Here is a 23,980-nt window from a genome sequence, read left to right as displayed (position 1 = left end):
AAGGCGTCCGTGCATCGGTTCAGCATGCCCTCAAGAAGCGGGCCCGTCAAATGAGACGCGCGCGAATCCTTCCGCCGAGTAGTTGAAGACAACCATCCGGCGCGCTGCTAGGGGTCAGCCATGATGTCATTCCTAACCTCGAAAAAGCCGGAACTCGCGATCGATTTTGGCACAGCGAATGTTCGCGTCGTTCATCGCTCAGAGGGCATTTTATTCGACGAACCTTCGCTTTGCTGTTTCACGGGCCCATGGGGTGCCGAGCAACTTCTTGCAGCCGGAACAAGCGCACGGGCGATGGTGGACCGGACGCCGAGCCACATGCGGATCAAGCGTCCGCTTCGCCGCGGCGTGCTTCAGGATATCGACGCGGCCACGCACATGCTGCGCTACGCGCTTCGAAGCGCGGTGGGACGCTCCGGACTGGGCAGGACGCGCGTCCTGATCGGCGTACCTTCGGATGCCACGCAGGCTGAGCGGGCGGCACTGCTCACGGCGGCGAGCGACGCCGGTCTGGCCTCGGTTCGCCTCGTCCCGGAACCACTGGCCGCTGCGATCGGCGCAGAGCTTCCTATCGAGCATCCCACCGGCACCATGGTTGTCGAATGCGGGGCCGGTACCAGCGAAGTGGCCCTGATCTCCCTGGGAGGCATTTGCCAGACACGCTCGGTACGCGTCGGCGGCGCATCGCTCGCCCGCGCCATTGCCGACGATCTGCACCTTCGGCACAAGCTGCTCATCGGCGACCTCACCGCCGAGCGCGTCATGGAGGAGTACAGCGCCCGCGCGCAGAGCGGCGAACGTTCGCTGCCGATCGAGGTCAAGGGACGCAGCCTGCGCACCCAGATGCCGGCTGTCCTGTCGCTTTCGTGCGAAGAACTCGATCTCGTCGCGGAAAAGCATTTCCGCGTGATTATCGAGGCGGTGCGGCAACTGCTCAGCGAAACGCCGCCGGAGCTCAGCCATGACATTCTGGCGGACGGCATCGTTCTGACCGGCGGCGGCGCACTGTCGCCCTTGCTGGGCTTGTTGATGTCGAAGGAAACCGGCCTTTCCGTACGCACGGCAGCCGACCCGAGCGAATGTGTAGCGCGCGGCCTGCAGGCAATGCTGCTGCACTGAGACGACATCGACCGGCGAGCAGCCCCCGCGCGGATTTCGGTTAGCAAACGAAAGCGCATCATGAACTGCGATTGATCCGCCCAGCGCTTCGGCTTGCCGCCGCGCGGGCGCAACTCGCGCCGGTGCGAAACCGAACCGAGCCGAGTGTCGGGAGCAATTCTCCGCGCGCAAGCGTTGTGCGTTGGCAGGAGAAGGAGCCCGATCGATGTCGCTTGCCGCCGACTTTGCCACCACCGCCCGCCGCGAAGTGCTTACCCGACCGGTCATGTCCCTCGTGCAGTCGGCGCTCCCGGCCCTCTCCGCTACCGAGAACGAGGCCATCGATGCGGGCAACACCTGGTGGGACGCTGCGCTGTTCACCGGCAATCCGGACTGGGATCAGCTCCTCGCCGTCCCTCCCGCCACGCTGACGGATGAAGAGCGCGCGTTCCTGAATGGGCCGGTGGACAGGCTTTGCGCGATGATCGACGACTGGCGAATGACGTGGGAGACCCACGACCTGCCGCCGGAAGCCTGGGACTTCCTCAAGCGCGAGAAATTCTTCGGCATCATCATACCCAAGGAACACGGCGGGCTGGGCTTCTCGAACTTCGCGCATAGCGAGATCGTGCGCAAGATCGCCACGCGCTCGGTATCGACGGCCGTGACCGCGATGGTTCCCAACTCGCTCGGCCCGGGCGAGTTGATCCTGCGCTTCGGCACCAAGGCGCAGCAAGAATATTGGCTGCCCCGTCTGGCCGATGGACGCGAACTGCCCGCCTTCGGGCTTACCAGCCCGGAAGCCGGCTCCGACGCCGCCTCCATGACCGATGAAGGCGTGATCTGCCGGGGCGAATGGAACGGAGAGGATGTGCTGGGCATCCGTCTCAACTGGCACAAGCGCTATATCACACTGGGCCCGGTGGCGACGATCCTGGGCCTTGCTTTCAAGCTGCGCGATCCCGACCATCTGCTGGGCGGGCAGGACGATATCGGCATCACCGTCGCCCTCGTGCCCACCGACCTGCCCGGCGTCACCATCGGCCGCCGCCATGTCCCCTCCATGCAGAGCTTCCAGAACGGCCCGAACGAGGGGCACGACGTGTTCATCCCGCTCGATAACGTGATCGGCGGGCCCGAGCGCGTGGGTCAGGGCTGGAAGATGCTGATGAGCGCGCTTGCGGCCGGGCGCGGAATCTCGCTGCCCTCGCTCTCGGCGGCGGCGGGAGCCTTCGCCGCGCATACGACTGGCGCCTATGCCCGGCTGCGATCGCAGTTCAACCTGCCGATCGGCAAGTTCGAAGGCATTCAGGAGCGCCTCGCCCGGATTGCCGCCAATGCCTACCTGCTGGACGGCGCCCGGCGCCTGACCTGCGCCGGGCTCGATCAGGGGAACCACCCGGCGGTCATTTCCTCGATCCTGAAGCTCCACGCCACCGAACGCATGCGGGTGGTCATCAATGACGCGATGGACGTCCACGGCGGCAAGGGGATCATCGAAGGGCCGCGCAACTACCTTGGCAGCCAGTACCGCGCCATTCCGGTTGGCATCACCGTGGAGGGCGCCAATATTCTCACCCGCAGCCTGATGGTTTTCGGCCAAGGCGCGATCCGGTCGCACCCCTATCTGCTGGACGAAATCCGTGCCGTCGGCGATGCCAACCGCAGCCGGGCGCTGGCGAATTTCGATCAGGTGCTCTGGAAGCATATCGGCCATGCACTGAAGACCGCTATCCGCGCCTTCGTGCGGAACTGGAGCGGCGGCCTGTTCGCGCCCGCCCCCAGGGCCGGCAAGGCGAAGAAATACTATCGGCAGATGAGCCGCTATGCCGCCGCCTTCGCGTTCGTGTCGGACATTTCCTTCCTGACGCTGGGCGGCGAATTGAAGCGGCGCGAACTGCTCTCCGCTCGGCTGGGGGACGTGCTTTCGGAGCTGTACCTCCTGTCCGGTGCGCTCAAGCGCTGGGAGGATGAAGGGCGGCAGGATGACGATTTGCCACTGCTTGCCTGGTGCATGGAAAGCGGCTTCGCGACGATCGAACAGCGCTTCGCCGAGATTATCGCGAACTTCCCCGCAAGGCCGGTCGGCTGGATGCTGCGCCTGTTCATCCAGCCCTTCGGCCGCCGCCGCAATGGGCCTTCCGACCGCACGATCCGCGCCTGCGCCGATATCCTGCTGGAGCCCTGCCCTGCACGCGATCGGCTGGTGGAGAACGTCTACATCGGCGGCGCCGACGAAGCGGTAGGCCGCCTGACCGATGCCTTCCGCCAGACCGTCGCCACCCAGCCCATCCACGACCGGCTGCGCAAGGCGCGCATCCGCGATTTGGACAAGGCTCGCGATGAGAACCTCATCACGGCCGAGGAATTCGAAAGCCTGAAGGCCGCCGACGCCGCCGTGGCGGAAGTGATCGCCGTAGACGATTTCGCCGCCGAAGACCTCGAACGTTCCCACCCGGAAAGCGCCGACAACCGCATCGGCGAGCCTGCCGAATGAGCCGGGCCGTCTATATCGTCGATGGCGCCCGCACGCCGTTCCTGAAAGCGCGCGGCGGCCCCGGCCCCTTCACGCCCGTAGACCTTGCCGTGCAATGCGGCCGGCCGCTGCTGCTACGCCAGCCTTTCGCGCCCACGGATTTCGATCAGGTTATCCTGGGCTGCGTCAACGTGATTGCCGATGAGGCCAATCCCGCGCGCGTTGCCGCCCTGCGGCTTGGCTGCGGGCCGCAAACCACGGCCTTCACCGTCCAGATCAATTGCGGCTCGGGCATGCAGGCGATGGATACCGCCTATCGCTACATCGCTGACGGCGGAAGCGATCTTGTCCTTGCGGGCGGCGCCGAAGCGCTGAGCCATGCTCCACTGGTCCTTCGGCAAGATGCGGTGGAATGGCTGGCGGCGATGCAGGGCAACAAGGCCGGTCCGCTTGGCGCGCTGAAGGCCGCCAGCGGGTTCCGGCCTGACTTCCTGAAGCCCATCGTCGGCCTCGAACGCGGGCTGACCGATCCGATCACCAACCTTGGCATGGGCCAGACCGCCGAAGTGCTGGCGCATCTCTTCTCCATCTCGCGCGAGGCGGCGGACCGTTATGCGGTGGAGAGCCACAAGCGGTTGGCCAAGGCTCAGGCCGAAGGCTGGCTAAAGGGCGAACTCGAACCCGCCTTCGCCCGCGACGGCACCGTCTACAACCACGACGACGGCGTGCGGCCGGACAGCGACGCCGCCAAACTGGCCAAGCTCAAACCCGTGTTCGAGCCGCCTTTCGGCAAAGTCACCGCCGGCAACAGTTCGCAGATAACCGACGGAGCCTGCTGGACGATCCTTGCCTCCGAAGCGGCGCTGGAGCGTCACGGGCTGTTTCCCCGCGCGCGCATTCTGGACAGCCAGTGGTCCGCGCTCGATCCCTCGATCATGGGGTTGGGGCCGGTTCTGGCCGCCACCGAATTGCTCAAGCGCAACGCATTGACGCTGCAAACGGTCGAGCTTTGGGAACTCAACGAAGCGTTCGCAGCGCAAGTTCTGGCCTGCCTCGCCGCCTGGCAGGACGAGGGTTTCTGCCGCGAAGTGCTCGGCCTCGACGGCGCGGCGGGCGCGATCGATCCCGAGTCCATCAATGTCGATGGCGGGGCGATCTCGCTCGGCCATCCGGTCGGCGCCAGCGGAGCCCGCATCGCGCTCCATCTGGTTCAGGCCATGGAGCGGCTGGGCAAGCGGCGCGGCATCGCCACCGAATGCATCGGCGGCGGCCAGGGCGGCGCCATGCTGATCGAACGCGCGTGAAGGAGGCCATGATGAACGATCCCGTATGGACCTATCTGGCCGACCGCGACCTGACGCTCGGCCCCGTTTCCCGTTCACAGGCCGGTGGCGAGTTCAAACACTGGCAGTTCTCGCGGGATGCCGACGGCATGGCCTGGGCCGTGATCGATCAGCATGGCACCGGCGCCAATACGCTCTCGCAGGCGGTATTGGAGGAATTCTCCCGGATACTCGACCTTGTCGAGCAGCGCGCGCCCAAGGCGCTGGTGATCCGCTCGGCCAAGAAGAGCGGCTTTCTCGCGGGCGCGGATATCTCCGAATTTCGCGGCGTCACCGACGCAGCCGCGATCCGCGCAAGGATTGCCAGCGCCCATGTGGTGGTCGATCGGCTGGCAGCGTTCACTTTGCCGACCATCGCCGTCATGCACGGCTATGCCATGGGCGGCGGGCTGGAGATCGCACTTGCCTGCAACCAGCGCATCGCCGTGGAAGGCACCCGCTTCGGCTTTCCCGAAGTGCAGATCGGTCTTCACCCCGGCCTTGGCGGAACCGCGCGCTTCCCGCATCTGTGCGATCCGATCGAGGCGATGAGCGCCATGCTGACCGGCAAGTCGATCCACGACCGGGAGGCCCAGCGCATGGGGCTGGTCGATACGGTAGTGCCCGAACGCCACGTTCGCGCGGCGATCGGGGCGGCTGTGAGCGGCGATCTCGGTCAGGCGCGACAGGGACTGGTGGGACAGTTGAAGGACACAGCCCCCGCCCGCCGCCTCGCCGCGCGTCAGATGCGCGCGCAGGCCGAAGCGCGCGCGCCTTCGGCGCACTATCCTGCGCCCTATGCCCTGATCGACCTCTGGGAAGAGCATGGCGGCGACATGGAGGCGATGAAGCAGGCCGAGATCGCCTCCTTTGCGCATCTGATGCTGACCGATACGGCACAGAACCTGATCCGCGTCTTTTTCCTGCGCCAGAAGCTCAAGGATCTTGCCCCCAACGCTTCGGGGGTGGCGCAAGTCCATGTGATCGGCGCGGGCGCAATGGGCGGAGACATCGCCGCCTGGTGCGCGTGGCAAGGCCTGCGCACGAGCCTGTCGGACGTGAAGCCGGAACCCATCGGCGCTGCCATCGGCCGAGCCGCCGCGCTCTACGAGAAGATCGCCCACGGCGACCGCCTGAAGATACGCGATGCGCTCGATCGGCTGATCCCCGATCCCGAGGGCCACGGCATCGCCAGCGCCGATCTCGTGATCGAGGCCGCGCCCGAGAAAGTGGACCTCAAGCGCAAGCTCTACGCCGATGCCGAGCCGCGCATGAAGGAAGGCGCAATCCTGGCCACCAACACCTCCTCGATCCCGCTTGCCGAGCTGCGCGAGCGGCTTCGGCGGCCGGAGCGGCTGGTCGGCATCCATTTCTTCAACCCGGTCTCCCGCCTCGATCTCGTCGAAGTGGTCAGCCACGACGGCACCAAAGCGGAAGTTGCTGCAGAGGCGCGCGCTTTCGTAGGCCGCATTGGCAAGTTGCCCGCTCCAGCGAAGAGCGCGCCCGGCTTCATCGTCAACCGCATCCTCACCCCCTACCTTGTCGAGGCCTTTGCCCTGATGGACGAAGGCCTGCCGCCCGATGTCATCGACAAGGCCGCCACCGATTTCGGCATGCCGGTCGGGCCGCTGGAACTGGCCGATCAGGTAGGCCTCGACATCGGCCTCGCGGTTGCCGAGATGCTGAAGCGGGAACTGGACTGGCCGCTTCCGGACGCTCCGCAATGGCTGAAGGACAAAGTCGAAGCGGGCGACCTTGGCCGCAAGACCGGCAAGGGCATCTACCTCTGGCGCGATGGCAAGGCCGTGAAAGGGCATCCCGCAAAACACGGCACGCTCACCCCGGATCCCGATCTCGTCGACCGGCTGATCCTGCCGATGCTCAACACGGCCGTGACCGTGCTGCGCGAAGGCGTGAACGACGATCCCGACGTGATCGATGCAGCGATGGTCTTCGGCACTGGATTTGCCCCGTTCCGCGGCGGCCCGCTCCATTATGCCCGGGAACGCGGCGTCGGCGAGGTCACTGCCACCCTCTCCGAACTCGCCCGCAAGCATGGCTCCCGCTTCCAGCCCGACGCGGGGTGGGACGCCTTGCAGTGACCATCTGCTTCGCCGATCCCGAAGAGATTGCCGATCGCATCATTGCCCACACCGGCGGCCGGATCGTGCTGGGGCTGCCGCTGGGGCTCGGCAAGTCGCCCCACATCGCCAATGCCCTGTTCGAACGGGCACGCCGCGATCCCGCGATCCGGCTCGACATCTTCACCGCGCTCACGCTGGAGCCGCCCGCACTCGGGTCCGATCTGGAACGCCGATTTCTGGAACCTGTATTCGCGCGCACCATGGGCGGATATCCCGAATTCGCCTATGCCGCCGCCCAGCACGCGGGCGACATGCCGCCCAACATCGAAGTCAACGAGTTCTTCTTTCAGGCAGGCAGCCGGCTTGCCACGCCGATCGCCCAGCGCAGCTATATCTCGGCCAACTATACCCATGCCATTCGCTACCTGCTCGATCAGGGCGTCAACGTGATTGCCCAGATCGTCGCGCGGCGCGGCGATCGCTTCAGCCTGAGCTGCAACAGCGACATGACGCTGGACCTCCTGCGCGCCCGCGACGCCGGCAAGGCCGACTTCCTGCTGGTCGGGCAAGTGAACGACGAGCTTCCCTTCATGACCGGACCGGCGGACCTTTCCGCCGATCGTTTTGCGATGATCCTGGACAGTCCGGAGACGCAGTTCCCGCTGTTCGGACCGCCCAATCAGCCGGTCAGCGCGGCGCAACATGCGATCGGCGCCCATGTCGCCTCGCTGGTGCCGGACGGCGGATCGCTCCAGATCGGCATCGGCGAAATCGGCGATGCCGTCGCCCATTCGCTGATCCTGCGCCAGCAGCGTCCGGACCGCTTTCGGAGTGCGATCGATACCTTGCTCGTTGCCGGGCAGGTTCGTCCTGCGGTTGAAACGGCCCCGTTCGACCGAGGGCTCTATGCGCCGACCGAAATGCTGGTGGACGGCTTCATCGCGTTGATCCGCGCCGGCATCGTCAAGCGCGAGGTAGAGGGGGCGGTGCTCCACGGCGGCTTCTTCGTCGGCCCGCGCGCATTCTATGCGGCCCTGCGCGACATGGACGAAACCACGCGCGGCCGCATCCACATGCGCGAAATCTCGTACGTCAACGCGCTCTATGGCGACGAGGCAGCCAAGCGCGCCGCCCGCGTCGGCGCCCGCTTCGTCAACAGCGCGATGATGGTGACCCTGCTGGGCGCGGCGGTCTCGGACGGGCTGGAGGATGGGCGCGTGGTCAGCGGCGTGGGCGGCCAGTACAACTTCGTCGCGCAAGCCCTGGAACTGGAGGGCGCGCGCTCGATCATCACGCTCCCGGCGACCCGCAGGCACAAGGGGGAACTGCAATCGAACCTCGTCTGGACCTATGGCCACGAGACGATCCCGCGCCATTTGCGCGACATCGTGGTCACCGAATACGGCGTGGCGGACATACGCGGCATGAGCGACGAGCGGGTCATCCAAAGACTTCTCGCCATTGCCGACAGCCGGTTTCAGGATGAATTGCTCGATCACGCCAGGAGTGCCGGCAAGATCGACGCGAAGTGGCAAATTCCCATCGAATGGCGAAACAACCTGCCCGCAAGACTGCCACCGGCGCTACAGGCAGACGATTTCCCGCCCTATCCGTTCGGCACCGACTTCACGCCGGTAGAGCAGCGGCTGCTCCCTGCACTCCTGTATCTGGCAGACAGCAGTTCCCATCCCGGCACCCTGGCGAAGATTGCCGCACGCGGCGTGCTCGGCAACGTCACGGCCGAGGAAGAGGAAGCGCTGAATCGGCTCGGGCTCGCTGCTCTCGAAGGTCACAAGGCACAGAGCCTGCGGACGCGAACCTATCGAGCTTTGGTTCTGGGTGCAGTGCGTTTGACGAAATAGCCCGGATACCGCGAGACCATTCGATGTTCGGACCGGCAGCAACGCGCGCCCCGATCACTCGCCCCTTGGTTCGCCGCTCCTGGAACGGGGCCGCCGACATGGTGCGGCGGCCCCTTTTGCAAGGCCAATGTTCACTTCTGCGAGATTGTAACTTCGCCTATCGCGCCTCCTGCAAAGGCGTAGCCGGGGGCCGCATCCGCAGGATAATCGCCCACCGGAGAACCGCGGTCGATCCCGACATCGAATGTCTCATCGATGGTAAAATAGGTTGGCAACGTCATTCTCAGCTTGCCCGCATCCTCCCTGTGCCCATCGATATTGAGCGTGACATCCGCACCGTTTGCAAAGCCCTGCCCCTGGTAGGCAATGTCGACATCGATCCGATGCTGCCCGGCGGAGAGCGGCGCCGCGCTTCGCAGGTCGAGCGTCTGCAGGTCATAGGCGCGATAGCGGAACACCGCATGGTGGCCGGCATCCACGAAGATCGTCCATCCGGCAGACTCGCCCCCCACCGCCGCGACGACGCCCTGAGCTGCCGGATCCGTCCGCAAGGTTGCCGAAATGCCCCAGGAACGATTCTGAACCTTGGGCAAGGCCGTCTCAGGTATTCCTACCGCGCCGGCATGGAAAGTTGCCTGTTTGACGCCCGCCGCCAGATCGGGAAGACCGCGCCCGAACAGCTTTGGGCCGGATATCGGAAGGACCTGGTTGGCCGCCGCCTCCTGTTCGAAAAGCCGCTTCATGTCCTCCAGTCGGGCCGGCTCTTTGGCGGCAAGGTCGGTCGATTCCGAAAAGTCGCTGCGCAGGTCGTAGAGCTGCCACACGTCCTTGGCCGGGTCGGTGTCCTGAAGTGCCACTTTCCAGGGCACGGGCCCGTGGTTGGCCATGGCGAACCATCCGTCATGATAGATGGAGCGGCGACCGAACACCTCGAAGTACTGCGTATTGTGCCGTTCGGCAGCTTTGGGCGCATCGAACGTATAGCGAAGGCTCACGCCGTTCATCGGCTTTTGCGCAATGCCATCCACGCTCTTCGGCGCCTCGATTCCAACGATGTCGAGAAGCGTCGGGACCACATCGTTGATGTGCCCGAACTGACTGCGAAGCCCGCCTTTGTCCTTGATGCCATTCGGCCAGGTAATGACCATCGGATTGCGAATGGCGCCAAGATGCCCCGCCATCGACTTGCCCCACGGAAACGGTGTGTCCGTGGCCCAGGCCCAGGCTGCATTGACATGGGCATAGGCATTGCGCGTGCCAATATCGTCCAGCCGGGCATCGGTGACCGGCGGTGCGGGAAATCCGATCAGGCCGCGCAGATAGCTGAGCGATCCCGCTGTGCCCCCCTCCATGCTCGCGCCGTTGTCGCCCACGAGATAGACGATGACGGTGTTGTCGTACTGACCGCTGTCCTTCAATGCCTGAACCACCTTGCCGACTTGCGCGTCGGTATGGGCAAGATAGGCGGCATAGGCTTCCATCAACCGTGAGGAGAACGCCTTCTCCTCGGCGCTGAGACTGTCCCATGCCGGAAGTTCGGCAGGACGCGGTGTCAGCCTGGCGTCTTTCGGAATGACGCCAAGACGCTTTTCGCGCGCGAAGATTTCCTCGCGCAGCTTGTCCCAGCCCTGATCGAACTGACCGCGATAACGATCGATCCATGGCTTCGGTACCTGGATCGGGGCATGAATGCCGCCCGTCGCCAGATAGAGGAAGAAGGGCTTGTCGGGCGTCACCGAATGCTGGCGGCGCAACCAGTCGATGGAATGCGCGGCGAGGTCTTCGCTCAGGTGATAGCCCGTGCCGGCCGGACGCATGGTGGGCGTCGTCCCGTTGAACAGCGTCGGCTCGAACTCGTTCGTCTCACCCCCGATGAAGCCGTAGAAGGATTCGAATCCCTCGCCGGTCGGCCAGCGGTCGAACGGGCCCGAGGGTGACATTTCCCAGTCCGGCGTCTGGTGCCACTTGCCGAATGCCGCCGTACTGTAGCCGTTCTCGCGGAGGATTTCGGCAATCGTCGCGGTGTCCTTGCCGTGATAGCCGGTATAGCCTGGGCGCCCGTCGGCCGTATTCATGACCGCGCCGATGCCTGTGGCATGGGGGTTTCGCCCCGTCAGCAGCGCTGCGCGGCTCGGCGAACAGATGCCTGCGGTATGGAAGCGATTGAATCGCAGGCCATCGTGCGCAAGCGCATCGAGCGCGGTAGTCTGCGCCGGCCCGCCAAATGTCGAGGCCGCTCCGAATCCGACATCGTCCAACAGCACGATCAGGATATTGGGCGCGCCCTTTGGCGCCGGCTTCTGGACAAGCGTCGAGGCTGTGACCGGAACAGACGAAGCAGGCACGGGCGTACCGGGAATTGGAGACGGCGCGGATTGCGCCCAGGCGCCCGTCACGGGTGTCAGGCCCGCCACGGTTAGCGAAGCGGTTAGCAAGAGGCGGCGGCGAAGGATCATGGTTGCTCCCCTGAAGGCGTTCGCGGGTCCGGTGCGTGCCAAGGGCGCAAGCGACTACGGCTCACGCCGAGGCGCGGCCAAGCGCGACCGGATGCCGGACGAATGGCCGGATGCTGGAATGCGAGAAAAGGCGAACGCGTCTCCGGTGGACCGGTGCGCGGTGCCCCACAACTAGCAGAGCGGGATGCAATTTCTAATGCATAAGGAATGCCAAATTGATAACCCGTGGTAATGGATGTCGATCTGACCAAACTGCGCCACGTGATCGCCGTTGCCGATTGCCTCAGCTTTTCCAAGGCCGCCCGGGCATTGCGGCTGACGCAGCCTGCGCTCAGCCGCAGCATCGCCCGCACCGAGCAGCAATTCGGAGTGACGATATTCGAACGCGGGCGCAGCGGCGTATCGATAACCGGCCAGGGCACAACCATCCTTGCCGAGATGCGGGAGCTGATCGCGCATGCACGCGAATTGGAAAACAATCTTCGGATTTACGGGCGCGGCGAGGCAGGCAGGGTCAAGCTCGGCGTCGGCCCGCAGCCTGCCAGTATCTTTCTTGCGAAGCTGGCGGCATCTGTCCTGAATTCCCGGCCTCGGCTGGATTTACAGGTCGAGATCCGCTCATCCGAACAACTGCTGGAAGATGTCCGCGCCGATCGCGTGGACGCGGCACTGATTACGGATTTCAACATGGATGCCGCCGACCTGATGGTGGAATCGTTGTGCAATCTCGATCGCGGCATCCTGGTGCGACGGGACCATCCATTGGCCGGGCAGGCGCTATGCGCTGACGATATCTACCGCTTCACGGTTGCCTGTGGCTCGCGCATTCCCATGCCGTCCGGCCACGCAGGCCTGTTCGTCTGCAACAACGACCATATCGTCGGCGAAGTGGTAAAGCAGACGGACCTCGTCTGGTTCGCATCACCCAAAGTTGTCGAAAGCGAAATCGCGCAAGGCCATATCGTCGCGCTCGAACTGGACGAGCAGGCGCACGAGCCCCTCTCGGCCGTGCTCGTGCGGCGCAGCTATGGGGCCCCCTCACCTGCCCTCACGTTCGTGATCGGTGAAATCAAGCGCCTGTTCGAGACGGTCAAGCCTGAGATTGCCGCCAGTTGAAGATCCGACGAGACAACCGCCCAGTTCACGGAAGCGAGAACCGGGGCATCGAAGCGATTGCCGAACAGCGTGTGGATGGCGCCTGCGAAAACCCGGAGAAAGCACGGAACAAGGGTCACTCAGGCGATCAAAAAGCCTGCCTTCAGTACACCCAGAGCAAAACCGGTGGCCTGAAGGCAGCACTTCTTCGAACGATGTCGATCAGGAGGCCGAGGCGCTCGCTTCGACCAGGTCGGCGATGCCGGCTTCTGTGGTGATCACCATTCCCGCGACCGAGGCAGCAACCTGAATGGCGCAGCGCGCGACCTTCGTGGGATCGATGACGCCAGCCTGGAACAGGTTCTCGTATGTCTCCGTCTGGGCGTTGAACCCCATATTTTCGTCACCGCCGTCAAGCAGTCGTCCGGCGACCACACCGCCATCGTAACCGGCATTTTCCGCGATCTGGCGAACCGGCGCCCGCAAGGCGCGACGAACGATTTCGATGCCGCGGGTCTGGTCGTCGTTCTCGCCCTTGAGGTCGTTCAACACCTTTGAGGCATAGAGTAGCGCCGTACCCCCGCCGGGAACGACACCTTCCTCCACGGCCGCCCGCGTCGCGTAGAGGGCGTCTTCCACGCGGTCCTTGCGCTCCTTCACTTCGAGTTCGCTCGATCCGCCGACCTTGATGATCGCGACACCGCCAGCAAGCTTGGCCAGGCGCTCCTGCAGCTTCTCCTGATCGTATTCGCTGGTGGCGAGCTCGATCTGGGCCTGGATAGTCGCGATGCGCGCCTTGATCGCATCGGCCGTGCCCGCGCCGTCCACGATCGTTGTGGTATCCTTGTCGATCGTCACTTTCTTGGCACTGCCCAGCATGTCCAGCGTGACGTTTTCGAGCTTGGTCCCAAGGTCTTCGGAGACGATCTCGCCGCCCGTCAGAACCGCGATATCCTCAAGCATGGCCTTGCGGCGATCGCCGAAGCCCGGAGCTTTGACCGCCGCGACATGCAGACTGCCGCGCAGCCGGTTTACGACGAGCGTGGCCAGCGTTTCGCCCTCCACGTCTTCGGCAATGATCAGCAGCGGCCGCTGGGACTGGACGACCGCTTCCAGCAAGGGGAGGATCGAGGCCAGCCCCGCCAGCTTCTTCTCGCACAGGAGGATGTACGGATCGGTCAGTTCCACCGTGAGCTTCTCGGCATTGGTGACGAAGTAGGGCGAAAGATAACCCCGGTCGAACTGCATGCCTTCGACGACGGCAAGCTCGAATTCGACGCCCGAGGCTTCCTCGATCGAAATGACGCCTTCCTTGCCGACTTTTTCCATGGCTTCGGCGATCTTGCGGCCGACCACGTCATCGCCATTGGCCGAGATGGTTCCGACCTGCTCGATCTCCTGCGTTCCCGCCACGGGCTTGGACCGCGCCTTGAGTTCGGCGACCACGGCTTTCACCGCACAGTCGATACCCCGCTTAAGGTCGATGGGATTGGCCTGCGCAGCCACGGACTTCATGCCTTCGAGAACGATCGCCTGCGCAAGGACAGTGGCCGTGGTCGTGCCGTCTCCGGCGTGATCGTTTGTTCGCGAGGCGACGGTGCGCAGGAGCTGCGCGCCCATGTTCTCGAACTTGTCCGAAAGGTCGATTTCCTTGGCGACGGCAACGCCGTCCTTGGTGATGCGCGGCGCGCCGTAGCTCTTGTCCAGCAGGACGTTGCGCCCCTTGGGGCCCAGCGTCACTTTCACGGCATTGGCAAGCGTATCGACACCCCGGCTGAGAGCTTCACGAATATCGCGCGAGAATCTTACGTCTTTGGCTGGCATGCTCGGTATCCTTCAAGATGGAGATGTTTGGCTTCGCCGGAAGCGCCGGCCCGCAAACAACTCAGTCCAGGATGCCGAGCACGTCGCTGTCCTTCATGATGATCAGATCCTCGCCTTCGATCTTGATCTCGGTGCCGGACCATTTGCCGAACAGAATTCTGTCACCGGCCTTGACGTCCAGAGCGATGACATCGCCGTTTTCCGCGAGCGTGCCCGCGCCCACGGCGACGACTTCACCCTCCTGGGGCTTTTCCCGCGCATTGTCGGGAATGATGATGCCGCCGGAGGTCTTCTCGGGCGCTTCGAGCCGGCGCACGAGAACGCGGTCGTGCAAAGGGCGAAATGTCATGGGGAGCGATCCTGTCGCTGGGCCGCGACGAGGGCGTCGCTTTCACAAGTGGAGCCAGCGCTACGCCTTGCGATTGGCAGTCTTTACCAAAGAGTGCCAATGCCAGCATATGGGCAGTACATGCGGCGATTCAAGGGCGCGCGCCCGCCAGTCCCGGTCGGGACGCGCAGATCGCGCGGACGTTCTTACCGAACTACCAGGGCCCTCTGTCACGATAGAAGGGAAACCGTCGCACGGGCCCTGCCACGAGGTGGTTCTTGAATTTTACACGCATCAGTTCGGCGCCTTCCTCCCGAACGCACACCAGGTGCGTACCTCCGGTCGGAAGCGGTTCGGTCACGCTGATGGTAACGGCAAATTTCTCGCAAAGGGCCACTACTTCGGCTTCGTCGAGAGTCAGATTCATAGCTCGGCTCATAGCGGCAGTCCCAAAATTGTCACAGGATACGGGGGAAGGCACAAGCGAAGCATCGCGATGCCCCACTTGGTAAGCGCCGGCCTGGCGAAACTCTCAATCGGAGACCGGCCCACATACGCGGTTGCCGATCTGCGTGGGAGGATGGCCTAGGATCGCTTTTCAGGCTGAAGCGATATGGGACCCTTTGCCGACGGATTGGATGCGTTCGGCTTAGGGGGAGCAGGCTTCTTGGGCTTGCGGATTTCCCTGCTGCTCTTTTTCTGGCTCTTTGCCATTTATTGATCCTTTGAGATCGGATTGGATGCATTTCCGGGGCGCGAATGGAGGAGCGCCGCGGCGCGCAGTGCAGTCCAACTGCACGCGGCGGCCGCACCGAGCCTGAGCTGGTAATCTTCGATTTGGTGTCCCCAGTTTTGAGCGAGTTGCCGGTGTTTCGTGCGCACTGCGGCATCGATGGCCGAATCCGCTCGCATCGATGCAAGCTGGTGCGCGAAGTATAGCCGATTGAGGTCCAAAAAATGGCTCCACGTCGTAAGCGGGAGCGCAATCGGTCTCTCAGTCGCGGGTGCCTACAGAGAACCCATCCGCGATGAACGGTATATAGGCACGCATCCGGGATATAATAAGGGGATCAGGAGCGATGCTGAAAAAATACTTTGAATGACATACCAGAGCACGCATGCGCTCAAATTCGCCCCCATCAGCTATCTCCTGCGCCTAGAACACGAATAAATACTGACTGCGATCCAATTGCTGACCGAACAGATCGTAGTGGTAGACGATGTCTTTCCCGTCCTTCGGTTAAATCGGCGCTCCTTTTCCCCTAGGCTTCGTTCACCTCGAAGCAATCCGGGCCAATCTCCTCGTGTGGCAGGCCTCCTGCTGCGGTCTGATTTCGTCACCGCTTATCGCGTTAAAAGAACCAATAATCCCACCGATAAGTATCCCATATTGCCGTCCCCGCGGTGGTAACGGTATCTTGCACGGTCGAGGGAGCGAATGTGGAGGTGGCACATGGCACGCGCCCTATTCCTTCAAGCGCCGTCCTTCGATGGTTTCGATGGCGGCGCAGGTTCGCGATATCAGGCAAAGCGCGAAATTCGCAGCTTCTGGTATCCGACATGGCTGGCGCAACCGGCAGCGCTGGTCGATGACAGCAAGCTGATCGATGCGCCTCCCGCCCGGCTCAAGTTGGATAGCGTCCTTGCCGAAGCGCGCGGCGCGGACTTGGTCATCATCCATACCTCGGTGCCGAGCTTTGCGTCGGACGTGGCGACGGCGCGCGCGCTCAAGGATCTGGTGCCCTCGCTCAAAGTCGGCTTCATCGGCGCCAAAGTGGCGGTAGAGGCGGAGAAGAGCCTGCGCGATGCAGGCGGTGCCGTCGATTTCGTCGCGCGCAACGAGTTTGATTTCACGATCAAGGAAGTTGCCCAAGGACGCGACTGGAACGCGATCAAGGGCCTGTCCTGGCTTCAGAACGGCACCATCGTCCACAACGAAGACCGGCCGATGCTGGAAACGATGGACGACCTTCCCTTCGTGACGCCAGTCTACAAACGCGACCTGCACATCGAAGATTACTTCATCGGCTACCTCAAGCACCCCTATATTTCACTCTATACCGGCCGCGGCTGCAAAAGCCGGTGCACCTTCTGCCTCTGGCCGCAGACCGTGGGCGGCCATCGCTATCGCACCCGCTCGGTCGGGCATGTGATCGAGGAGATACGTTGGGCGCAAAAGGCCTTCCCGCAAGTGAAAGAGTTCTTCTTCGACGACGACACGTTCACCGACGACGCACCGCGCGCCGAGGCGATCGCGCGCGAATTGGGCAAGCTCGGCGTCACCTGGTCGTGCAATGCCAAGGCCAACGTTCCGTACGAGACGCTGAAGATATTGAAGGACAATGGTTTGAGGCTGCTGCTCGTCGGCTATGAAAGCGGCAACCAGCAGATCCTCCATAATATCAAGAAAGGCATGCGGATCGAGGTCGCGGAGAAGTTTACGCGTGACTGCCACGCCCTCGGCATCACGATCCACGGCACTTTCATCCTGGGTCTGCCCGGCGAGACGCGGGAGACGATCCAGCAGACTATCGAGTGGGCCCGGCGGATCAATCCCCATACTATCCAGGTAAGCCTTGCGGCGCCCTATCCCGGCACTTTCCTGTACAACCAGGCATTGGAGAATGGTTGGCTCGACACCGACAATGCCGAGCTGGTGGATGCGCACGGCGTGCAGATCGCACCGCTGCACTATCCGCATCTGGAGCATCGGGAGATCTTTCACTCGGTCGAGGAGTTTTACAGGAAGTTCTATTTCCGCTCGGGCAAGATCGCCTCGCTGGTGGGCGAGATGGTGCGGGACTTCGACATGATGAAACGCCGCTTGCGCGAGGGGGTGGAATTCTTCGACTTCCTGCGCGAGCGCAAGAGGACGGCCTGAGCCATGGACGCTCCCGCCACCCTCTCGCCCGAGCCGGTCCGCCCCGGCGCGCGCTTCATTCCGGGCATCGTCGACCTGTCGGTAACCGACTATTGCAATGCCGATTGCAGCTTCTGCGGCTTTGCGCGCTCGAAGATGAAGCGGGTGCCGCGCCGGTTCGTCGATGCGGACGGCGTGCTGCGCGCGCTGCCAATCCTGAAACGGCGCGGAATTGCCTATATCAACTTCCAGGGCGGCGAGCCGCTGCTTCACCCCCGCATGATCGAGATGGTGGCGGCTGCCCGCGCCATCGGGATGAAGCCCAGCCTCATCACCAATGGCTGGAAACTACCCGAGAAGGCGGAAGCGCTGGCCAAGGCGGGATTGCAAAATCTGCTGGTCTCGATCGACAGCCATGATCTTGCCGCGCACGAGGCCAATCGGGGCCTGCGCAACCTGACCGACCGGATCGCGCGCGGTATCGTGCAACTCAAGGCCAGGGGCGTGCCGGTGATGGCCTCGGTCACCGTCAACAAGCTGGTCGATTTCGCTGCGCTTCCCGACACCCTGCGCCAGCTGGGGTTCGACGCGGTCACGTTCTCCTATCCGCGCAAGGATCCGTTCGGTTCAAGCAGCCTGGTCTATGATGAAGACAGCGACCTGGTGGATTACAGCGAGGCGGAACTGCTCGCCGCGCTCGATGCGATCTTGGAGGTCAAGAAGCGCTTCCCCGTCCTCAATCCCACAGCGTCGGTCCGGGATATCCAGCGCCATGTAATGGGAAAGCCGGAAAGGTTCGCCTGCGTCGGCGGGTTCAAGTATTTCTACATGGACTGGAACCTCGACATCTGGCGGTGTGAGGCTTGGCATGCTCCGCTGGGATCGGTGTTCGAGTTCGATCACATGCCCGACGATCGCAGCCCGTGCACGGCCTGCATCATGTCCTGCTATCGCGATACGAGCACATTGATGCACGCCGGGGTGGCGGTCGATGCGGCGGGCAGAGCACTTGCGGAGTGGAAGCCCATGCAGGCGGCGCGAACTTTGTTGAACCGCGCCGTCGCGCAATCGCTCGGGACGACGATGGCGGAGGCAGGATTGATCGTTAAGCTCGGGCTGAGGAAGGGCAAGGCCGTGCGCACGCCGTGATCGCCGCTGTGTCGGCATCGCAAGGGCAGGCGGAGGCACAGAGCAATTGGTTGTGCCGATTTCCATCAGCCGTTTGTAGATCGGGTCAACTCCTCCCAATCCGCAATCTCGCGCTCCATCCTGTCCATGCGCTCGCGAACCAGGCGCAATGCATCGCTGCCCAGCAGCAGTTGCGGCGGCGGAGCGTCCGACGCGACAAGCGCAAGCACTGCCGCGGCAAGCTTCGCGGGATCGCCCAGTTGCTTGCCATCTTTCTCGTGCCGCGCTGTCCTGATCGGGTCGAATAGCGCGTCGTAGTCGGCAATCGAGCGAACGGTCCTGACCATCGAGCGCCCGGCCCAGTCGGTACGAAACGAGCCGGGACACAGCGTCGTCACGTGCACTCCGAAAGGCGCCATTTCCGCACGCATGACATCCGAAATACCCTGCAGCGCAAACTTGCTGCCGCAGTAGTAGCCTATTCCTGGCATCGTGATCATGCCGCCCATCGATGTCACGTTCACGATGAACCCGCGGCGGCGCTTGCGGAAGCGCGGCAGGAACGCCTTGGCGACAGCGACCGCACCGAAGACATTCACATCGAACTGGCGGCGCATTTCCTCAAGCGGCGATTCCTCCAGTATCCCTTCGTGTCCATAGCCGGCGTTGTTGATCAGCACGTCGACCGGGCCATGCTCTTGCTCGGCTTCCGCGACGATCGCGGGAATACGCTCGAAATCGGTGACATCGCACAGGACCACGCGCGCGTCCGGCAAACGCTCCCGCAGCGATGCCCCGGCCTCGTGCGAGCGGACCGAGCCAATCACCCGGTGACCGGCCGCCAGCGCGGCTTGCGCAATGGCGAAACCGAAACCGGAGTTGGCGCCTGTGATGAAAAAAGTCTGCTCTGGCATGGCTGTTCTCTGCTTGATCGGATTTACGGCTTGTCAGATAGTATGTTGTCGGAGCAGCGCCCAATTGCGCTTCCTCTGAGATCCTTGCCCAATCCTATGAAATCACCGTCCACGCAGTCTACGTTACCCACGCTTGCCGCCGAACTCGCACCGCAGCACGGCTATAACGCCACGCCTTTGCCCGGCGTCCGCATTCTGCGGTCCGAAGCGATCCTCGAAGACGTGCCCGTACTCTACCGGCCCGGGGCAGTGTTCGTGCTGCAAGGGTCCAAGCAGGGCTTCGTCAATGGCGAGATCTACCGCTACGATGCCGACCATTACCTTGCCGTCTCGGTTCCCGTGCCGTTCCGGATGGCCTCGCAAGCCAGTCCCGAACACCCCCTGCTCGCCATCTATCTCGATTTCGACCTGCATCTTGCCGCCGAGATCGTGACCGCGCTCGATGGAAAGGCTGATCGCGACGACAAAGTGCGGGCTCGCAGTCTTGTCTCCAGCCCGATGGCACCGCCGATCCGGGATGTCCTCGGTCGCTTGCTTCGCGCCCTTGGGGATGCGGAGGAACTCGCCATTCTCGGCTCGGGTCTGCTGCGCGAGTTGCATTACCGCGTGCTGGTGGGCCCTCAGGGTGGTTCGGTGATGGCAGCGCTTCGACGCCATGACAAAGCAGACCGGATCGTGCAGAGCCTGACCCTCATTCGCGAACGCTACAACGAAGGGTTATCGGTGCCGCAGCTTGCCGCATCGGCCGGCATGAGCGTTCCGTCCTATCACGCCGATTTCAAGGCGCTCACCGGCAACACGCCGATCCAGTACATCAAGGCCCTGCGGCTGCATGAGGCCCGGCTGATGATTGCGCGGCGCAAAGGATCGATTGCCACGATTGCCGCTGAAGTCGGCTATGCCAGCCCGGCCCAGTTCAGCCGGGAATTCAAGCGCCATTTCCATCGCAGCGCGAGCGAGGAAGCGAAATGGATGCGTCTGCATCTCGGGGAGATGGATTAGGACAGGACGCTGGCTCAATCCCGAAAGCGATAGGGATCGAAACACCGCGCATCCCGATCCCGATTTCCGGCCAGCGCGGTTTCGAGCAGTTCGGCCGCGAGCGCCGCAAAGGCGATGCCGTTGCCGCCGAAACCCGCGGCTATCCAGACGTGTTCCATCGATTGCACGGGACCGATTGCAGGCAGCCCATCCGGGGAACTGCCGAAGGTAGCCGTCCAGGCGCAATCCCAGTCGATCTGTTCGCATCCCAGCGTGGCGGCCAGCCGTGCCGCAATCTTGCCTGCCTTGGCTTCCAGCAGATCGTCCCGCGTTTCGGCCTGGGAAAAGTCCACGTCCTCGCCGCCGGCAATGATCCGGCCCTCGCTGCATGAGCGGACATAGAGATAGGGATCGTTCGCTTCCCAGATCATCGCATCTTCGGCCCATAACGGCGCGACGCCGGGTCTTGTGGCGATGACGTAAGTGGAGAGCAGAGAGAAGGCTGGCGGCAGGAACAGCCTTGCTCGTTCGTATCCGGTGGCAAGGATCACGTCTTTTGCCGTGAACCTGTGACCTTCCGCCGTTTCCAATTCGACGCCCCGGGTGGAGGGATGAAGGGCGACAATGTCCACGGGATAGCTCAACGTGCATCCATGCGCCTGCGCGCGCGCCAGCAGGGCGTGACAGGTTCGAACCGGGTCGATGGCATAAGTGCCGGTCGAAACGATCCCCGCCCGCGGCGCTATGCCGAACCGTTCCGCCACCGCTGCGGCGGGGAGAAACTCGGACGGGAGGCCGTGCTGCCGGTGAAGCCCTGCCTCGGCTTCAAGGCCGCTGGAATCGAGCAGTCCGCCAGCCAGATATACGGTGGGGCCATCGGTCTTCAGCGATGCGTCCAGCCCATCGAGATGCGTGCCGAAACGCTCGACTGCGGCGAATACGCGCCGCCAGCGAATTGCCGCTTCCTCTTCGCCCACCTCGCGCGCAAGCGAGATCAGGGGCACGTCCATGGCCCACATGATCTGGGCGGTGGAAGCGGCGGTGCTGCCGGTTGCCGGCGGGCGCCGATCGCACAGGGCAACCGTTCGCCCGCCGCGCGCCAGCCTCTCGGCGAGGACGGAGCCCATGATCCCGCTGCCAAGGATCGCGATATCGACGTCCGTGGCGGGCAGCGGAGAAGCGGGAGGAGAGCGCCAGTCACTTTCGCGCCATGGCACTCTGCCGGTCCGCAGATCGCGCGCTTCGGTGAGGGGAATGGCAGCGCTCACGCCAGATCGCGCAGTTTCGCTTCGCGCGCCCAGTGCCGCTTCGCACCGACTTTGGCGAAATCCTCCACCGGCACGACGCCGTCATCCTTCTCGACGCCGGCCTTGTCGAGGATCACTTGCGTCCCGGGGCAATGGGCAATCGTCTTGCAGTGGCCGTAAGCGTCCATGAACCATTGCACGGCTGCGCCTTGCTCCGCCAATTTCTCTGCCGCCTCCGGCATCAGGATCGAGGCGACGGCATCGAACACGACCGAGGGCGAACCGGCCAACTGGCCATCGGCCTTCAGCGTGCCGCCCTTCACGGCGATCCCTCCGACCTTCGGCGCGACAAGAAACGCCGTGCCGCCCGCTTTCTCTATTTGCGCCTTGAGAGCATCGATCGCGGCCTTGTCCGATCCTTCGGCGAACAGAATGCCGATCTTGCGGCCCTCCAGCGTGTCGAGCGCTTTCTTCTGGATCGAAAGGGCGTCCGATGGGTTCATCGCTATCGGCTCGCGGGCCGCCTTGGCTTTTTTGGGCAGATCGATAGCCAATCCTGCGGCCACCCGCTTTGCCAGATCCTCGTCGACGTTGCGCAGGCGGGCGACCACGCGCTCGCGAATATGCGGGATAGCAACTTTCGACAGTTCGAAGACGATGGCCGAGGCGATGTGCGCCTGCTCATTTTCAGTCTGCGAGTGATAGAACAGCGCAGCCTGACTGTAATGATCCGCAAACAGCTCCGCGCGGATGCGCAGCTTTTCGGCCGGGTCGTTACGTTCGGCATTTTCGGGGAAGCTGACGAAACCAGTGTCCGCGCACGCGCGGGGGCCAGCATCCTCTCCCGCTTGCGCCAGACTGTTCGGTTCGTAATTGGCGCGCCCGGTGGGCACCAGAGTCTGCATCATGCCGTCGCGCTGGAAATTGTGGAACGGGCACTTGGGCGCATTGATGGGGATCTGGTGGAAGTTGGTTGTACCCAGCCGCGATTTCTGGGTGTCCAGATAAGAGAACAGGCGGCCTTGCAACAGCGGATCGTTGGTGAAATCGATGCCGGGGATCACGTTGCTGGGCAAGAAGGCCACTTGCTCGGTTTCGGCGAAGAAATTGTCGACATTGCGGTTGAGCGTGAGCCTGCCGACCACTTGCAGCGGAATCTCCTCTTCAGGGATCAGCTTCGTCGCATCGAGCACGTCGTAAGGCTGCCCAGCGGCCCATTCCTCGTCGAAGACCTGCACGCCCAGATCCCAGGCGGGGAACCCGCCACCGGCAATCGCTTCGAACAAGTCGCGCCGGTGGAAATCGGGATCGGCACCGGCGATCTTCACCGCCTCGTCCCAGACCAGCGATTCCATGCCCAGTACAGGCCGCCAATGGAACTTGACGAACTTGCCCTCTCCGCTTTCGTTGACGAAGCGGAAGGTGTGCACGCCGAAACCTTCCATCATTCGAAAGGAACGGGGAATCGCCCGGTCGGACATGGCCCACATGATCATGTGCAGCGATTCCGGCATCAGCGAGACGAAGTCCCAGAAGGTATCATGCGCCGATGCCGCTTGCGGATAGCCGCGATCCGCCTCCATCTTCACCGAATGGACCAGATCCGGGAACTTCATGGCATCCTGGATGAAGAAGACCGGGATGTTGTTGCCCACCAAGTCCCAGTTGCCCGTCTCGGTGTAGAATTTGACCGCGAAACCACGCACATCGCGAGGCGTGTCGACCGATCCCGCGCCGCCGGCGACGGTCGAGAAACGGACGAAGACCGGGCATGTCGCGCCCTTCTTCTGAAAGATCGACGCCTTGGTGATTTCAGGAATGGCGCGCGTGCACTCGAACACGCCGTGCGCCCCGGACCCACGCGCGTGGACGATGCGTTCGGGAATACGCTCATGGTCGAAATGGAAGATCTTTTCGCGCAGAACGAAATCTTCCAGCAGCGACGGGCCGCGCTCCCCCGCACGCAGGCTGTTCTGGTTATCCGCAATGCGATGCCCGAAATTGTCGGTCAGAAATGACGCGGGATCGCTGCTTGCCCCGGCGACCTCCTGGTGCAGTTCGCCGCCATTTCCAGCACTCTCACGGGGTTCATTCCGACCGCTGCCGGGACGGATGGCTTCGCGTGCGTTATCGGCGGCTGGGGTGCGATCGTCCTTCGGGGAAGACATTGCGACAACTCCTGAGGAAAAGGCGGCCGAAGCCGAAACGGCCGGCGAACCTGTCTAATGAAGCGCCCCGCCTGCGTCGCCGTTCCCCTGCGCCCCCTCGCCTCGTCGTGCCCGAGCCCCAGAACGACGATACGTAC

At 63.4% G+C, this 23,980-nt stretch carries 15 protein-coding genes; 9 read left to right on the top strand and 6 right to left on the bottom strand.

What is annotated here, in order from left to right; genetic code table 11:
• The first annotated feature begins 120 nt into the window (after positions 1-120).
• The 5 genes from EDF56_RS05940 to EDF56_RS05920 all read left to right on the top strand — a co-directional run bounded on the left by EDF56_RS05940 (position 121) and on the right by EDF56_RS05920 (position 8,842).
• The gene (locus tag EDF56_RS05940) at positions 121-1,119 is read left to right on the top strand and encodes a rod shape-determining protein (RefSeq protein WP_132385850.1); all 999 of its coding nucleotides are present in this window, start codon (positions 121-123) and stop codon (positions 1,117-1,119) included.
• Between the two features lie 205 nt (positions 1,120-1,324).
• Positions 1,325-3,595 carry an acyl-CoA dehydrogenase gene (locus EDF56_RS05935; RefSeq protein ID WP_132385849.1) on the top strand — a complete coding sequence of 757 codons (2,271 nt, stop codon included), beginning with the start codon at positions 1,325-1,327 and terminating at the stop codon, positions 3,593-3,595.
• Entirely contained in the window at positions 3,592-4,878 is a 1,287-nt protein-coding gene (locus EDF56_RS05930) for an acetyl-CoA C-acetyltransferase (RefSeq protein WP_132385848.1), read from the top strand. The genes EDF56_RS05935 and EDF56_RS05930 overlap by 4 nt, the downstream gene beginning before the upstream one ends.
• An 11-nt stretch (positions 4,879-4,889) precedes the next feature.
• On the top strand, positions 4,890-6,998 hold the full coding sequence (locus tag EDF56_RS05925) for a 3-hydroxyacyl-CoA dehydrogenase NAD-binding domain-containing protein (protein ID WP_132385847.1): 2,109 nt from the start codon (positions 4,890-4,892) through the stop codon (positions 6,996-6,998).
• Positions 6,995-8,842, top strand: coding sequence for an acetyl-CoA hydrolase/transferase C-terminal domain-containing protein (locus EDF56_RS05920; RefSeq protein WP_132385846.1), 1,848 nt, complete (start codon positions 6,995-6,997; stop codon positions 8,840-8,842). Before EDF56_RS05925 ends, EDF56_RS05920 begins: the two co-directional genes overlap by 4 nt.
• Before the next feature lie 131 nt (positions 8,843-8,973).
• Here the strand turns inward: EDF56_RS05920 and EDF56_RS05915 are convergent, their stop codons facing one another.
• On the bottom strand, positions 8,974-11,298 hold the full coding sequence (locus tag EDF56_RS05915; RefSeq protein WP_132385845.1) for an arylsulfatase: 2,325 nt from the start codon (positions 11,296-11,298) through the stop codon (positions 8,974-8,976).
• A 231-nt stretch (positions 11,299-11,529) separates the two neighbouring features.
• Between EDF56_RS05915 and EDF56_RS05910 the strand changes: the two genes are divergently transcribed.
• On the top strand, positions 11,530-12,414 hold the full coding sequence (locus EDF56_RS05910; protein ID WP_132385844.1) for a LysR family transcriptional regulator: 885 nt from the start codon (positions 11,530-11,532) through the stop codon (positions 12,412-12,414).
• A 201-nt stretch (positions 12,415-12,615) separates the two neighbouring features.
• Here the strand turns inward: EDF56_RS05910 and groL are convergent, their stop codons facing one another.
• Positions 12,616-14,217, bottom strand: a complete 1,602-nt coding sequence (gene groL, locus EDF56_RS05905) for a chaperonin GroEL (protein ID WP_132385843.1) — start codon at positions 14,215-14,217, stop codon at positions 12,616-12,618.
• A 61-nt stretch (positions 14,218-14,278) separates the two neighbouring features.
• Entirely contained in the window at positions 14,279-14,566 is a 288-nt protein-coding gene (gene groES / locus EDF56_RS05900) for a co-chaperone GroES (RefSeq protein ID WP_132385842.1), read from the bottom strand.
• A 1,432-nt stretch (positions 14,567-15,998) separates the two neighbouring features.
• Here groES and hpnJ point away from each other — a divergent pair.
• Both hpnJ and EDF56_RS05885 read left to right on the top strand, forming a co-directional pair.
• Positions 15,999-17,426, top strand: a complete 1,428-nt coding sequence (hpnJ, locus tag EDF56_RS05890; RefSeq protein ID WP_132385840.1) for a hopanoid biosynthesis associated radical SAM protein HpnJ — start codon at positions 15,999-16,001, stop codon at positions 17,424-17,426.
• A gap of 3 nt (positions 17,427-17,429) precedes the next feature.
• Entirely contained in the window at positions 17,430-18,554 is a 1,125-nt protein-coding gene (locus EDF56_RS05885; RefSeq protein ID WP_132385839.1) for a radical SAM protein, read from the top strand.
• Between the two features lie 65 nt (positions 18,555-18,619).
• Here the strand turns inward: EDF56_RS05885 and EDF56_RS05880 are convergent, their stop codons facing one another.
• The gene (locus EDF56_RS05880) at positions 18,620-19,447 is read right to left on the bottom strand and encodes an oxidoreductase (protein WP_132385838.1); all 828 of its coding nucleotides are present in this window, start codon (positions 19,445-19,447) and stop codon (positions 18,620-18,622) included.
• A 96-nt stretch (positions 19,448-19,543) separates the two neighbouring features.
• On the opposite strand from EDF56_RS05880, the gene EDF56_RS05875 reads away from it, so the two are divergent.
• Positions 19,544-20,449, top strand: coding sequence for an AraC family transcriptional regulator (locus tag EDF56_RS05875; protein ID WP_132385837.1), 906 nt, complete (start codon positions 19,544-19,546; stop codon positions 20,447-20,449).
• 14 nt (positions 20,450-20,463) lie between these two features.
• On the opposite strand, the gene EDF56_RS05870 is transcribed toward EDF56_RS05875, so the two are convergent.
• Entirely contained in the window at positions 20,464-21,696 is a 1,233-nt protein-coding gene (locus tag EDF56_RS05870; protein WP_132385836.1) for an FAD-dependent oxidoreductase, read from the bottom strand.
• The gene (locus EDF56_RS05865; protein WP_132385835.1) at positions 21,693-23,843 is read right to left on the bottom strand and encodes a catalase; all 2,151 of its coding nucleotides are present in this window, start codon (positions 23,841-23,843) and stop codon (positions 21,693-21,695) included. The genes EDF56_RS05870 and EDF56_RS05865 overlap by 4 nt, the downstream gene beginning before the upstream one ends.
• Between the last annotated feature and the right edge of the window lie 137 nt (positions 23,844-23,980).

Source organism: Novosphingobium sp. PhB165 (assembly GCF_004341845.1).
Taxonomy (GTDB): Bacteria; Pseudomonadota; Alphaproteobacteria; order Sphingomonadales; family Sphingomonadaceae; genus Novosphingobium.
This window is presented reverse-complemented; position numbering and strand designations above follow the sequence as displayed.

Excerpts from the sequence above, each read along its gene's own strand:
- groL (WP_132385843.1), bottom strand. The coding sequence starts at position 14,217 with ATGCCAGCCAAAGACGTAAGATTCTCGCGCGATATTCGTGAAGCTCTC.
- EDF56_RS05865 (WP_132385835.1), bottom strand. The coding sequence starts at position 23,843 with ATGTCTTCCCCGAAGGACGATCGCACCCCAGCCGCCGATAACGCACGC.
- hpnJ (WP_132385840.1), top strand. The coding sequence starts at position 15,999 with ATGGCACGCGCCCTATTCCTTCAAGCGCCGTCCTTCGATGGTTTCGAT.
- EDF56_RS05880 (WP_132385838.1), bottom strand. The coding sequence starts at position 19,447 with ATGCCAGAGCAGACTTTTTTCATCACAGGCGCCAACTCCGGTTTCGGT.
- EDF56_RS05925 (WP_132385847.1), top strand. The coding sequence starts at position 4,890 with ATGAACGATCCCGTATGGACCTATCTGGCCGACCGCGACCTGACGCTC.
- EDF56_RS05910 (WP_132385844.1), top strand. The coding sequence starts at position 11,530 with ATGGATGTCGATCTGACCAAACTGCGCCACGTGATCGCCGTTGCCGAT.
- groES (WP_132385842.1), bottom strand. The coding sequence starts at position 14,566 with ATGACATTTCGCCCTTTGCACGACCGCGTTCTCGTGCGCCGGCTCGAA.
- EDF56_RS05930 (WP_132385848.1), top strand. The coding sequence starts at position 3,592 with ATGAGCCGGGCCGTCTATATCGTCGATGGCGCCCGCACGCCGTTCCTG.
- EDF56_RS05940 (WP_132385850.1), top strand. The coding sequence starts at position 121 with ATGATGTCATTCCTAACCTCGAAAAAGCCGGAACTCGCGATCGATTTT.
- EDF56_RS05875 (WP_132385837.1), top strand. The coding sequence starts at position 19,544 with ATGAAATCACCGTCCACGCAGTCTACGTTACCCACGCTTGCCGCCGAA.
- EDF56_RS05935 (WP_132385849.1), top strand. The coding sequence starts at position 1,325 with ATGTCGCTTGCCGCCGACTTTGCCACCACCGCCCGCCGCGAAGTGCTT.
- EDF56_RS05915 (WP_132385845.1), bottom strand. The coding sequence starts at position 11,298 with ATGATCCTTCGCCGCCGCCTCTTGCTAACCGCTTCGCTAACCGTGGCG.
- EDF56_RS05885 (WP_132385839.1), top strand. The coding sequence starts at position 17,430 with ATGGACGCTCCCGCCACCCTCTCGCCCGAGCCGGTCCGCCCCGGCGCG.